The sequence below is a fragment of the Saccharothrix sp. CCNWYY140 genome (assembly GCF_037401995.1).
In the GTDB taxonomy this organism is placed as follows: domain Bacteria; phylum Actinomycetota; class Actinomycetes; order Mycobacteriales; family Pseudonocardiaceae; genus Actinosynnema.
Genome location: NZ_JBBEGC010000085.1, coordinates 1 through 12,730, shown reverse-complemented (window position 1 = coordinate 12,730; position 12,730 = coordinate 1). Strand labels below are relative to the sequence as shown.

General features: G+C 72.8%; 11 protein-coding genes. 8 read left to right on the top strand and 3 right to left on the bottom strand.

Annotation, left to right across the window (positions count from 1 at the left end; all coding sequences use genetic code 11):
* The first annotated feature begins 15 nt into the window (after window positions 1-15).
* Complete coding sequence (locus WBN91_RS28470; protein ID WP_337725370.1) at window positions 16-1,917, top strand: ABC transporter ATP-binding protein; 1,902 nt, start codon at window positions 16-18, stop codon at window positions 1,915-1,917.
* 4 nt (window positions 1,918-1,921) lie between these two features.
* Here WBN91_RS28470 and WBN91_RS28465 read toward each other — a convergent pair whose 3' ends face one another.
* Window positions 1,922-4,852 (bottom strand): SMC family ATPase, encoded by a 2,931-nt coding sequence (locus WBN91_RS28465; protein ID WP_337725369.1) that lies wholly within the window; start codon window positions 4,850-4,852, stop codon window positions 1,922-1,924.
* Window positions 4,849-5,991 (bottom strand): metallophosphoesterase family protein, encoded by a 1,143-nt coding sequence (locus WBN91_RS28460; protein ID WP_337725368.1) that lies wholly within the window; start codon window positions 5,989-5,991, stop codon window positions 4,849-4,851. Before WBN91_RS28460 ends, WBN91_RS28465 begins: the two co-directional genes overlap by 4 nt.
* 99 nt (window positions 5,992-6,090) lie before the next feature.
* Between WBN91_RS28460 and WBN91_RS28455 the strand changes: the two genes are divergently transcribed.
* Both WBN91_RS28455 and WBN91_RS28450 read left to right on the top strand, forming a co-directional pair.
* A complete protein-coding gene (locus WBN91_RS28455) occupies window positions 6,091-7,026 on the top strand; it encodes a DNA recombination protein RmuC (protein WP_337725367.1) in 936 nt (311 codons plus the stop codon).
* A gap of 38 nt (window positions 7,027-7,064) precedes the next feature.
* Window positions 7,065-7,790 (top strand): DUF6542 domain-containing protein, encoded by a 726-nt coding sequence (locus WBN91_RS28450; protein WP_337725366.1) that lies wholly within the window; start codon window positions 7,065-7,067, stop codon window positions 7,788-7,790.
* 237 nt (window positions 7,791-8,027) lie between these two features.
* Here the strand turns inward: WBN91_RS28450 and WBN91_RS28445 are convergent, their stop codons facing one another.
* Window positions 8,028-8,972: a 4-hydroxy-3-methylbut-2-enyl diphosphate reductase gene (locus tag WBN91_RS28445; RefSeq protein WP_337725365.1), complete on the bottom strand. Its 945-nt coding sequence runs from the start codon at window positions 8,970-8,972 to the stop codon at window positions 8,028-8,030.
* Window positions 8,973-9,036: 64 nt separating this feature from the next.
* On the opposite strand from WBN91_RS28445, the gene WBN91_RS28440 reads away from it, so the two are divergent.
* From WBN91_RS28440 to glpX, 5 genes are read left to right on the top strand one after another with little or no spacing between them, the layout of a single operon-like run.
* Complete coding sequence (locus WBN91_RS28440) at window positions 9,037-9,573, top strand: lipid droplet-associated protein (protein ID WP_337725364.1); 537 nt, start codon at window positions 9,037-9,039, stop codon at window positions 9,571-9,573.
* The gene (gene xseA / locus WBN91_RS28435) at window positions 9,570-10,835 is read left to right on the top strand and encodes an exodeoxyribonuclease VII large subunit (RefSeq protein ID WP_337725363.1); all 1,266 of its coding nucleotides are present in this window, start codon (window positions 9,570-9,572) and stop codon (window positions 10,833-10,835) included. Before WBN91_RS28440 ends, xseA begins: the two co-directional genes overlap by 4 nt.
* Window positions 10,816-11,223 (top strand): sugar ABC transporter substrate-binding protein, encoded by a 408-nt coding sequence (locus tag WBN91_RS28430; protein WP_121223066.1) that lies wholly within the window; start codon window positions 10,816-10,818, stop codon window positions 11,221-11,223. Before xseA ends, WBN91_RS28430 begins: the two co-directional genes overlap by 20 nt.
* On the top strand, window positions 11,220-11,432 hold the full coding sequence (locus WBN91_RS28425; RefSeq protein ID WP_121223068.1) for an exodeoxyribonuclease VII small subunit: 213 nt from the start codon (window positions 11,220-11,222) through the stop codon (window positions 11,430-11,432). The genes WBN91_RS28430 and WBN91_RS28425 overlap by 4 nt, the downstream gene beginning before the upstream one ends.
* A 49-nt stretch (window positions 11,433-11,481) precedes the next feature.
* A complete protein-coding gene (gene glpX / locus WBN91_RS28420) occupies window positions 11,482-12,537 on the top strand; it encodes a class II fructose-bisphosphatase (RefSeq protein ID WP_337725362.1) in 1,056 nt (351 codons plus the stop codon).
* Window positions 12,538-12,730 lie beyond the last annotated feature (193 nt).

The window sequence follows — 12,730 nt, the reverse complement described above, 5'->3', positions numbered from 1 at the left end:
CGTTACCTGGACAGCATGAGCTCCGTGCTGATCGGGGTGGAGAACATCTCCACGCCCAAGTGGGCCAAGGTGGGGCGCAAGGCCGCGACGGTCAGCTTCGGCAAGGCGCTGCGCAGCCTGCCCGAAGCGATCCGCGTGGTCCTCCGGCTGGCCTGGCGGACCTCCCCCGGCCTGACCGTCGCCGCCGGGATCGTGCACGTGGTCAGCGGCTGTGTGACGGCGTTCGGGCTGCTGGCCACCGCGGACGTGTTCACCGCGCTGCTGCGGGACGGGCCGACGCCGGAGCGGGTGGCCCAGTCGTTGCCGGCGCTGGCCGTGGTGGTGGGCTCGTACGCCGTGCGGGCGTTGCTGGACACCGCCGTGGCGGCCGTGGAGAGTTCGCTGCGGCCCAGGGTGTCGCGGGCGGCGAACGACGAGGTCACGGCCGTGCTGGTGCGGGCGGAGCTGCTGGCGTTCGAGGACGCCGACTTCCGCGAGCTGGCCCGCCAGGGCGGTCGGCACGGGGTGCGTGGCCTGGAGAGCAGCCTGCGCTACCTGGCCGACCTGGTGTCGTCGTGCATCACGATGATCGCCGCGATCGTCACGGTCGGCCTGCTCAACCCGTGGCTGGCCCCGGCGCTGTTGCTGGCGGCCGTGGCGAACGCGTGGGCCTCGGCCCGGGTGTCCAAGCTGCGGTACGAGCACTTCCTGGACTCGGTCACCCGCAACATCCGCAAGGGCGTGGTCGAGGAGGTCGCCACCGACCGGGACTTCGCCCTCGAACGGCACGCCCTCACCCTCCAGGAACGCCTCCTGGCCGAGCACCGGCGCATCGCGGACTCCCTGATGGGCGACGAGATCCGCATGGCGCACAAGACGAACCTGGTCCGCCTCACCGGCCGGGCGCTGGCCGGTCTCGGCACCGGCTTCGCCTACGCGGTGCTCGGCGTCCTGCTCTACTCGGGCGGCATGGAGCTGGCCCTCGCGGGCACGGCGCTGCTGGCGATGCGCACCGGCTTCTCGTCCCTGTCCACCACGACCCGGGCGATCAACTCGATCTACGAGGACTCCTTCTACATCGACTTCTACCGGAAACTGCTGGCCGAGGGCGCGGAACGGGCCCAGGGCTCGTCACCGACGACGGCGCCGCCGGACCCGGAGCTGATCACCCTCGACCACGTCACCTTCCACTACCCCGGCAAGCAGACCCCGGCGCTGGACGACGTGAGCCTCACCGTCCGCCGCGGCGAGGTCATCGCCCTGGTCGGCGAGAACGGCTCCGGCAAGACCACCCTGGGCAAGGTGCTGACCGGCCTGTACCCGGTCGACGCGGGCGCGGTCCGGTGGGACGGCGTCGACCTGGCCGAGGCCGACAAGACGTCGATCCACTCGTCCATCGCGGTCATCGCCCAGGACCCGGCCCAGTGGCCGATGACGGCCCGCCGCAACGTGACCGTGGGCCGCCTGGACCGCGAGGACGACCAGGCCTGGCAGGACGCCGTGGCGCGCTCGGGCGCGGACGAGGTCCTGGCCACCCTGCCCGCGGGCGAGGACACCGTGCTGTCCCGCCAGTTCAACGACGGCCAAGACCTCTCCGGCGGCCAGTGGCAGCGCATGGGCATCGCCCGGGGCATGTACCGCGACGCGGCGGTCCTGGTGGCCGACGAACCCACCGCCGCCCTGGACGCCAAGGCCGAGGCCCGGGTGTTCGAGGGCCTGCGCGAGGCGGCGGCGAGGCGCACGACGATCCTGGTCACCCACCGCCTGGCCAACATCCGCAACGCCGACCGGATCGTCCTGCTGGACAAGGGGAAGATCGTCGAACAGGGCACCCACGACGAACTGATGGCCTTGCGGGGCCACTACCACGAACTCTTCGAACTCCAAGCCGCCGCCTACCGGGGCGACCTGCTGTCCCCCACGGATGAGGCCGCCTGACCGGTCAGGCCACGATCTCCAGGGACGACCCGGCGCGGGACTTGCGCACCTTCAGCCGGGTCGGGATCCGCTGCCGCAACTCCTCCACGTGCGACACCAGACCGACCACCCGCCCGCCGGCACGCAACTCGTCCAGGACCGTCATCACCAGCTCAAGCGTGTCGGCGTCCAGGGTGCCGAAACCCTCGTCGATGAAGAGCGTGTCCAACACCGCCCCAGCCGCGACCACGTCGGACAGCCCCAACGCCAACGCCAGCGAGGCCAGGAAGGACTCCCCTCCGGACAACGTCTTGGTGGACCGCTGACGACCCGAGTAGTCGTCGAGCACGTCCAACCCCAACCCACCGCGCGTCCCCCGCGGCCCGGCCTCGACCGAGTGCACGAACCGATAACGCCCCTGGCTCATGCGTTCCAGCCGGGCGCTGGCGGCCACCGCCACCTCCTCCAACCGGGCGGCCAACACGTACGTGCGCAGGGTCATCTTCTTCGCGTTCTGCCCCTGCCCGTTGATCACGTCGGTGAGCGCGGCCAGTTCCGCGTACTCCGCCTCGACCGGCTCCAGCTCCACCCACGCGGCGGCCAGCCGCTCGGCCAGGGTCTCGGCCCGGCGGGCGTCCCGGCGGGCGGCGGACAGGGCGGAGGCGGCCTTTTCGGCCTCGGCGGTCGCGGTGCGGAACGCGGATTCGGCGGCGGCCAGGTCGACTTCGGCGTCCGGGTCCACATCGGACAGTTCGGCCAGCACGGACTCCGCGGTGACCTTCGCGTCCTCGACCTTGCGAATGCGGGTTTCCAGGGCCTCCACCGCGTCCTCGGCGCGGACGGCGGCCACGGCGTCGGCGACGTCGGCGAAGCCCGCCTCGGCGGCCAGCCTCGACACCTCGACGCGCTGCTCGGCCAGGCGTTCCGCGCACTCCGCGACGGCGGTGCGGCGGTCGGCGAGGGTGGCCAGCGCGTCGGCCAGGTCGAGCAGGTGGGCACGGCGGGCGGTGACGTCGGGGAAGTCGCCGCGGGCCTCCTCCAGGCGGTCGGCGCGTTCCCGGACGGTCTCGGACAGCTCGACGTGCAGGGTGGTCACCTCGGCGACCTCGCGTTCCAGCGCGGTCCGGTCGGCGGCGGCGGACTCGACCTCGCGCTCCAGCTCGGCCAGTGCCCGCGCGCGCTGTTCGCGTTGTGCCGCAACGGCTTTGACCGCCCGGTGTTCGGCCAGCAGCACGTCCGGGTCCTGGTCGCCGACCACCTCGCGCAGCGCGGCGAGCCGGTTCTCCGCGTCCTGCAACGACTTCTCGGCGGCGGCCCGGCGGTCGGCGGCGGTCTGCTCGGTGTCGGCGGCGCGGTCCTCGTCGGCCCCGGTGACCGCGTTGAGCATCGGTTCGGCGGGGGCCGGGTGGTCCTTCGAGCCGCACACCGGGCAGGCGTGCCCGCCGCGCAGCGCGGTGGCGAGTTCGACGGCCATGCCGTCCAGGCGCTGCTTGCGGACCTGGAGGAGGACGTCCCGCGCCCGCTGGTGGGCGTCGACCGCGACCCGCCGGGCGTCGTCGGCCGTGCGCACGGCGAGTTCGGCGGCCGGGATGTCCCGAGCGGCCGACGCCTTCGCCGCCACCGCGTCGAGCCGGGCGGCGGCCAGCGCGGCCTCCTCGGCCTCGGCACGGGCGACGGCGAGCCGGTCCGGCACCTCGTCCAGCGCCCTGACCAGCTTGTCCAGCTTCTCCGACGCCGTCGCCGCCCGCCGCTCCAACTCGACGAGCCGCCGCTGGTCGTCCCGCTGCCGCTGCGCCTCCTCGGCCAACCAGGTCAGCCCACCGGCCTCTTCCCGGAACCGCTCCCCGTCCGCCCTCAGCTCCGCGGCGGCCACTTTGTCGGTCCCCCCTGGGACAATGGAACCGGGGGCCGGAGGCCACGCGTACCCCAACTCGACCAGCGCCCGAGCGGCGGCGGACTCCTGCGCCTCCATCGACGCCAGGGCGCGCTCCCACCGCTCGGCGGCCAGACGCGCGGGCACCACGACCGACGCCCGCCGCGCCGCGTCCCGCTCCCGCACCCACGCCACCCGGTGCGGCTCGATCTCGGCACACCGCGCCAACGCGTCCCGGGCCCCGCGCACCCGCGAAACCCGCGAGGCCAGCTCGTCCGCCGCACGCCAAGCCGCCTCCGCGACCGACCGCGCGCCGGCTGTCTCCGCCGCCCGCGCCGCGGCCTCGCGCTCGGCCTCGGCCAGCCGCTTCACCAGGGAGCTCAGCCACTCCGGGTCGCCGCCGTCCTCCGGCACGTCCTCCCGCGCGACCTCCGCCACCCGCTGCACCAGGTCCCGGTTGGCCAGCCGCAACCGCTCCAGCTCACGCCCGCGCGCCACCCGCCGGTCGCGGAACCAGCGCTCCACGTCCACGAACCGCTCGGTCCCGAACAGCCGCTCCAGCAGCTTCTCCCGCTCGGCGGTCTCGGCGCGCAGGAACTTCGCGAACTCGCCCTGCGGCAGCAGCACCACCTGGAAGAACTGCTCGGCGGTCATCCCGAGCAGGCTCTCCACCTCGCGCGCCACCTCGTCGACGCGGCTGTGGCCCTCGCCCTCCCAGCCGCTGATCCAGGTCAGCGACGCCTTCGCGTGCTGCCGGGTGAACCCGTCGCCGCGCTTCTTGGGCCGGTCGTACTCGGGGCTGCGCACGACCCGGAACCGCCGACCGCGCACGGTCAGCTCCAGCGCCACCTCGGTCACCGTGTCCCGGTCCGCGTAGTCGCACCGCAGGCGCTTGGCCTCGTTGCGCGCCCCCGGCACCCGGCCGAACAGCGCGAACGCCACCGCGTCCAGCAACGTCGTCTTGCCCGCGCCGGTGTCACCGTGCAGGAGGAACAACCCGTCCGCGCCCAGCAGGTCGAAGTCGACCTCCTCGCGGCCCGCGTAGGGGCCGAACGCGGTGACCTCCAGCCGGTGCAGCTTCACGACTCCCCCTCGCGCGCCGCCGCGGCGATCGCCTCCCGCAGCAGCAGCAGTTCCCGCTCGTTCGGCGGCTCGCCCCGCACGTCCTCCAGGAAGCAGCAGCCGATCTCCTCGTCGCTGCGCCCCCGCACCCGCTCGGCGAACCGCAGCTCGTCGACCCGGCCGTCCGCCGGCCGCCACTCCACGTGCACCGCGTGCGGGAACCGGGCCTGCAACCGGCGCAACGAGTCCAGCGGCCGGACCCGGTCGGTCAGCACGGCGGACACGAAGTGGTCCTCGGCCGGCGTGTGGTCGGGGTCCAGCAGCAGGTCCTCCAGCTCGCCGGTCAGCCTGGTCAGCCGCCGCGGCACCGGCAGCGCCCGCCGCTCGACGCCGCCCAGTCCGGAGGCGTCCACGTCCACCAGCCACACCGACTTGACCTGCTGGGTCTCCGAGAACGAGTACGCCAGCGGGCTGCCCGAGTACCTGAGGCCCTCGGCCAGGGTCTGCTGCCCGTGCAGGTGGCCGAGCGCCACGTAGTCCACGCCCGCGAACACCCCGGCCGGCACGTCCTGCACACCGCCGACCGCGATGGTCCGCTCCGACTCGCACGGCTCGCCACCGGTCACGAACGCGTGCGCCAGCACGACCGACCGCGTGCCCGCGCGTCCCGCGAGGTCCTCCCGGACCCGGCGCATCGCCTCGGTCAGCACGGCCTCGTGCCCCTTGCCCTCGACGCCCAGCGCGTGCCGCGCGGTCTCCGGCTCCAGGAACGGGATCCCGTACACCGCGACCGGGCCGTGCGCGTCGGAGAACAGCACCGGCTCGTGCAGGTCGGCCACGCGGGTCCGCAGGTGCAACCCACCCGCGGCGGCGAACCCGCCGAACAGGCCCAGGCGCGCGGCGGAGTCGTGGTTGCCGGGCGTGACGACGACCTGCGCGCCGGCTGCGCGGATGCGTTCCAGCACCCGCGTGCAGACGGCGATCGCCTCGGCGTTGGGCACGGCCCGGTCGAACAGGTCACCCGCGACCAGCACCAGGTCCACGCCCTCGTCGGACACGAGGTCGGCCAGCCCGCCCAGCACCGCCTCCTGCTCCGCGAGCAGGTCGCGGCCGTGGAACGTCCGTCCCACGTGCCAGTCGGACGTGTGCAGCAACCGCATGGCGGCCCACGCTAGGGGCGAGCGCCGGCCGCTCCCGGTAACCGACTCGGCGTGTCGCTCGAACGTGTGATCGGGTGCACGTGCGCGATGATCGGACCCATGACAGCGGTCCTGACGACGGCGGCGGTGGTCGTCGCGCTCCTGCTCGCCGGCGCGCTCGTGTTCGTGTGGCGGCTCTACCAGGACGGCATCCGGCGCACCGACGCCGCGCTGGCCGCCGTGCAGCGCGAACGGGAGCGGGGTGACGCGACCTACCTGGCCCTCCAGCGCTACGAGGTGGCGTTCTCGTCCGTGAGCGGGCGCGGTGAGCTGGGCGAACGGGTGCTGGTGGAGACGGCTCGCGCGCTGGGGCTGCGCGAGGGCGTGCACTTCCGGCTCCAGGTGGACGTGGCCGGCGGCGGGTCGGTGCGGCCGGACCTCGTGCTGGAGGTCGGCGGCGGCCGGCAGGTGCCGGTGGACGCGAAGATGAGCATGGCCACGTGGGCGGAGGCGGTCGAGACCGACGACCCGACCGAGCGGTCCGACGCGCTGCGCGTGCACGTGCGCAACATCCGGGCGCGGGCGGCGGAGCTGGCGGGCAAGGGCTACCAGCGGTGGGCCGACGCGATCTACGGGACGGTCATGTTCGTGCCCAACGACGGCGCGGTGGTGGCCGCGCTGGACACCGACCCCGAGCTGCTGCGGTGGCTGCTGGACCGGCGGGTGTTCCTGTGCGGGCCGACCGGTTTCGCCGTCATCGCCTCGGCGGCGCTGTTCGCGGTGACCGACCGGGCGTTGGCCGACGACGTCGAGCAGGTGCGGGCGCAGGCGTCCTCCGCGCACCGGGCGGCGGACGCGGCGATCGACGCGGTGAACCTGTCCAGCACGCACTTGCAGCGGTTCCTGTCCGCGCGGCGGAGGGAGCTGGACGCGTTGGAGGGCTTCCGGGCGGCGGTGGAACCGCTCACGGCGGCGTCGTCCAACCCCAAGCCCGTGTCGTTCGTGCGACGGTCTGAAGAGGGCGTCAGTGCACCCTTGGAGGCGCGGGAGGCGTAATAGAGTGTGTGGACCCCGCAGTCGAACGAGGAGTGGGCGTGACCGCTGCAACGCGCGAGCCGGAGGACGACGAGCTGGACGCCGTCCGCTGGAACGACCGCGCCCTCTTCGGCTCCTTCCGCGGTCTGCCCTGGTGGGCGGCGGTGCTCAGCACGTTCGTGCTGGCCATCGTCGGCACTTACATAGACGTGTCGTCGTCCACCGAGAAGACCGTGGGCTGGGTGTTCGCCATCACGTTCTTCGTCGGCGCGGTCGGCGCGGTGGTGTTCGTGGAACGGCGGTCGATGTTCGGACCGGTCGTGCAGCCGCCGCTGGTGCTGGCGATCGTGGTGCCGCTGATCGTGGTGTTCACCTCGGGCCTGCCGACCGGTGGGCTGGCGACGGCGGGTCTGTCGCTGGGCAAGCCGTTGATCGACGGATTCCCGGCGATGGCGATCACCACGCTGTGCACGGTGCTGATCGGCATCCTGCGCGTGACCACGCAGAAGGACCCGAACCGGCTGACCAGGGACGAGAAGCGCGAACTGAAGCGCCGCCCTCCCGAGGACCGCCCCAAGCGCCGCGAGCCCGCTGCGGACGACGACCGCCCCCGCCGCAAGCCCGCCGCGGCCCCGTCCGACGAGCCGCGCCCGAAGCGCCCGCGCCCGTCCGGCTCGGCTTCGGGCTCCGCTTCCGGCTCCGGCGACCGCCCACGCCGCCCCCGCGACCCGTCCAAGGGCGACCGCCCAGCCCCCCGCAAGCCCCGCCCGCGCACCGACGGCTGACGGCCGGCCCTTCAGCGGCCACCTCACCGCCGCCACCAGCGCGTACCCGGCTTCGGCGCGACTGGGGGGCGGCCTCCGGCCCCCGTCTCCATGATCCCACGGGGGTACGACAATTCCGGGCGTCGACTCCGCGCATCGGCTCGGTGGGTCGGCTCGGTGGGTCGGCTCTCCGCTTCAACGACAGCGCCCCGGCGCGGCGGGTGCCGGGCCGGGGCGTCGTCGAAGTGGGTCAGGTCGTCAGCGGACCATGTCCTTGCGCAGTTCGCGCGGCAGGGCGAAGGCGATCTTCTCGTTCGCCGTGGTGATCTCCTCGACCTCGCCGTAGCCGTGGCCCGCGAGGAACTCCAGCAGCTCCATCACCAGGATGTCCGGCACGGACGCGCCGCTGGTCACGCCGACCGTGGTCACGCCCTCCAACCACGCCGGGTCGACCTCGGAGGCGTAGTCCACCAGGTACGACGCCTTCGCGCCGGCCTGCAAGGCCACCTCGACCAGCCGCACCGAGTTGGACGAGTTCTTCGACCCCACGACCAGCACCAGCTCGCACTGCGGGGCCATCGTCTTCACGGCCGTCTGCCGGTTGGACGTGGCGTAGCAGATGTCGTCGGACGGCGGCTCCTGGAGGTCCGGGAAGCGCTCCTTGAGCTGCCGCACGCGCACCATCGTCTCGTCCACCGACAGCGTGGTCTGGGACAGCCACACCACCTTGGACGGGTCGCGCACGGTCACCTTGTCGACGTCCTCCGCCGTGTCGACGAGCTGGATGTGGTCGGGGGCCTCGCCTGCGGTGCCCTCGACCTCCTCGTGGCCCTCGTGGCCGATCAGGAGGATGTCGTAGTCCTCGCGCGCGAACCGCTTGGCCTCGTTGTGGACCTTGGTCACCAGCGGGCAGGTGGCGTCGATGGTCCGCAGGCCGCGCTCGGCCGCCTCGGCGTGCACCATCGGCGACACGCCGTGCGCGGAGAACACCACGAGAGCGCCCTCGGGCACCTCGTCGGTCTCGTCGACGAAGATCGCGCCCCGCTGCGACAGGGTCTCCACGACGTGCTTGTTGTGGACGATCTCCTTGCGCACGTACACCGGGGCGCCGTACTGCTCCAGCGCCTTCTCGACGGTGACGACCGCGCGGTCCACGCCTGCGCAGTAGCCGCGCGGCTTGGCCAGGAGCACTCGCTTGTCCATGCCACCAGGGTACGGGCGCGTCCGAGCTAGGCATCCTCAGGGAGACTGCGGCAGGCTAGGCACCATGAAGCCACTGCCGCTCCCGGTCCGCCTCGCCGCCGGACTGGCGGTCACCGCCGTCGAGCAGGCCCGCAAGCTCCCGCAGCAGCTCGCGGGGCTCCCGGTGACCGTGGTCAGCGAGGCGCTCCAGCTGTCCATGCGGGTCCAGCAGACGGTGACGGAACTCGCAATCAAGGGCGACGACGCCCTGGCCGTGCTGCGGCCGGTGGAGGACGAGCCCGAGTGGGCCACGTTCGACGAGGACGAGGAATTCGACGAGCCGGAGGACGAGCCGGCCGAGGAGCCCGCGCACGACCCGTGGGAGGCCGAGGAGCGGGCGCTGGCCGCCGAACCCCCCGCCGCGCTGCCCAACTACGACGAGCTGACGCTGCCCCAGCTCCGCGCCCGCCTGCGCACGCTGTCCGCCGACGACCTGCGGCAGCTGCTGGAGCACGAGCGGACGCACGCCGGCCGCCCGGAGTTCACCGGGATGCTCGCCCGCCGCATCTCCAACCTGGACACCCACAGCACCGACACCCAGAGCACCGAAGCGCAGCAGTGACCGACGAGAAGTCCACCCCGGAGAACCCCTGGCCGGTTCGCACGGTCGCGCGCAAGATCTTCGACTGGATCAACCGCCTCGGCGACGTGTGGGTGGAGGGCCAGGTCACGCAGCTGTCCGCCCGCCCCGGCACGGCGACGGCGTTCCTGACCCTGCGCGACCCGTCGGTCGACATGTCGATGACGCTCACCGCGCCGGTCGGCATGGTCCGCGAGCTGCAACTGGCCGAGGGCAGCCGGGTCGTCGTGCACGGCAAGCCCAACTACTTCCCCAACCGGGGCACGCTGAGCCTGCGCGTGGACGAGATCCGGCAGGTCGGCATCGGCGAGCTGCTGGCCCGCATCGAGCGGCTGAAGAAGCTGCTGGCCGCCGAGGGCCTGTTCGACCCGCGCCGCAAGCGCCGCCCGCCGTTCCTGCCGAACAAGATCGGGCTGATCACCGGTCGCGCGTCGGCCGCCGAGCGGGACGTGCTGACCAACGCCCGCGCCCGCTGGCCCGCCGCCCGGTTCCGGGTGGTCAACGTGGCCGTGCAGGGCGCGACGGCGGTGCCGCAGATCCTCACCGCGCTGACCACGCTGGACCGCGACCCCGAGGTGGACGTCATCGTCCTGGCGCGCGGCGGCGGCAGCGTGGAGGACCTGCTGCCGTTCTCCGACGAGGCGCTGTGCCGGGCGGTGTCCCAGGCCCGCACGCCGGTGCTGTCGGCGATCGGCCACGAGCCGGACACCCCGCTGGTGGACCACGTGGCCGACGTCCGCTGCTCCACGCCCACCGACGCCGGAAAGCGCGTCGTGCCCGATGTGGCGGAGGAAACGCAGAGAGTTCGTCAACTCCGCGACCGCAGCCGCCGCGCCCTGCACGGCTGGGTCGACCGGGAGCGCAAGCTGCTCGCCGCACTACGCACCCGACCTGCGCTTTCGGACCCGTACGGGCCGCTGGACCGGCGTGCGCAGGACGTCGAGCAGTGGCGTGAGCGGGGCCGTCGGGCCATGCGGAACAGACTCGATTCAGAAACGTCGGGCCTGATCGCGACCACTGCCCGCTTGACGACCCTCGGACCTGCCGCCACGCTGGCGCGTGGGTACGCCGTGGTGCAGCTCGTCACACCCGACGGGGTGGACGGTGTGGTCCGGTCGGTCGCGGACGCTCCAGCGGGTGCCCACCTCAGGGTTCGGGTGGCAGACGGGGCCATGCGCGCGGTCGTCACCGATGGCGGCGGAGTCGGTCAGGAAGGAGGCGGAGGTGCCCAACCCGGCACGTGAGCCCACGTTCCTGCCCTTGACGATGGCCGCCGCCGGCGAGGCGGAGGACGAGGGCGCGCGCACCGTGCGCGACCACGCCGAGGCGGCGGACCGGGCGGCGGCGGACTGCTGGCTGTCCCTGGTCGCCGGCTGCACGTCGGGCGGTCAGACGCTGATCAGCCGGCTGCACGACCTGTCCGAGGCGACGTCGTCGTACGCGGGGATGCGCTGGTGGCTCTCGCACGGCTCGGTGCACCGGCGGCGGGTCGTCGAGGCCGAGCACCGCATCGACGACGCCGTGCGGGAAGGTGACGGAGCGGAGTTCGCCGAGGCGTTCGTCGGCTACGACCAGGCGGTGGCCACCGTCGTGGTGCACGTCCAGAACCGATTGGGGAAGTTGTCGTCTTGACCGACGAGATTGGCTACGAGCAGGCCCGCGACGAGCTGGTCGAAGTCGTGAAGAGGCTGGAGCAGGGCGGTCTGTCGCTGGAGGAGTCGCTGGCGCTGTGGGAGCGCGGCGAGGCCCTCGCGAAGACCTGTGAACGGCAGCTCGCGGGCGCCCGCGAGAGGATCGATCAAGCACTCGCTGTGACCGAGGAGGACGTGGCCGACGCCTGACACCGTGCGAGGATTGGCCTTACCGGCCGGTACCCGCAGGAGGAGCGTCATGGTGTCCAGCAGCAGCCCGTCCGAGCGTCGTCGCGAAGCCCCCGACCGGAACCTCGCGCTCGAACTCGTCCGGGTGACCGAGGCGGCGGCGATGGCCGCCGGGCGCTGGGTGGGTCGCGGCGACAAGAACGGCGGCGACGGCGCGGCGGTCGACGCCATGCGCAAGCTCATCGGCACGGTGTCCATGCGCGGCGTGGTCGTGATCGGCGAGGGCGAGAAGGACGAGGCGCCCATGCTGTTCAACGGCGAGGAGGTCGGCAACGGCGACGGCCCGGACTGCGACGTCGCGGTCGACCCGATCGACGGCACCACGCTGATGTCCAAGGGCATGCCCAACGCCCTGGCGGTCCTGGCGGTGGCCGAACGCGGGGCGATGTTCGACCCGTCGGCGGTGTTCTACATGGAGAAGCTGGCGGTCGGCCCGGAAGCGGCGGACGTCATCGACATCACCGTGCCCATCGCCGAGAACATCCGCCGAGTGGCGAAGGCCAAGCACAGCGACGTCCACGACGTGACGGTCTGCATCCTGGACCGCCCGCGCCACGAGTCCCTGGTCCAAGAAGTTCGAGCGGCCGGTGCCCGCATCCACTTCATCTCCGACGGCGACGTGGCCGGCGCCATCTCGGCAGCCCGCCCGAACACGGGCATCGACCTGCTGGTCGGCATCGGCGGCACCCCGGAGGGCATCATCGCGGCAGCAGCCCTGAAGTGCATGGGCGGCGCCATCCAGGGCCGGTTGTGGCCGAAGGACGAAGACGAGCGCCAGAAGGCCCTGGCCGCAGGGCACGACTTGGATCGGGTGCTGACGACGAACGACCTGGTCCAGGGGGACAACGTCTTCTTCTGCGCTACCGGCGTGACCGATGGCGATTTGGTGCGGGGGGTGCACTACCGGGCTGGTGGGTGCACCACGCAGTCGATCGTGATGCGCTCGAAGTCCGGCACGGTGCGGATGATCGACGGGTTCCACCGGTTGACGAAGCTGCGCGAATACTCGTCGGTCGACTTCGACCCGACCCCCACCGACGAGCCCGTCCTGCCTCCGCTGCCGTAATCAGCCGGCCCCCGCTGCCGTAAACCCACACTCCCGGCAGCCGCAAGCCCACTGCACCACCATCTCCACCGGCCGCGCCGCTTTTCGCGCCGCAGGCGCGGTTCACGGGGCTCCCTAGCCCAGGGGAAGGGCCTCGGTTTCTCCCCCGTACGGCCTGGGCGAAGCCCAACCACGCTTTCCCCGTTTTTGCAAC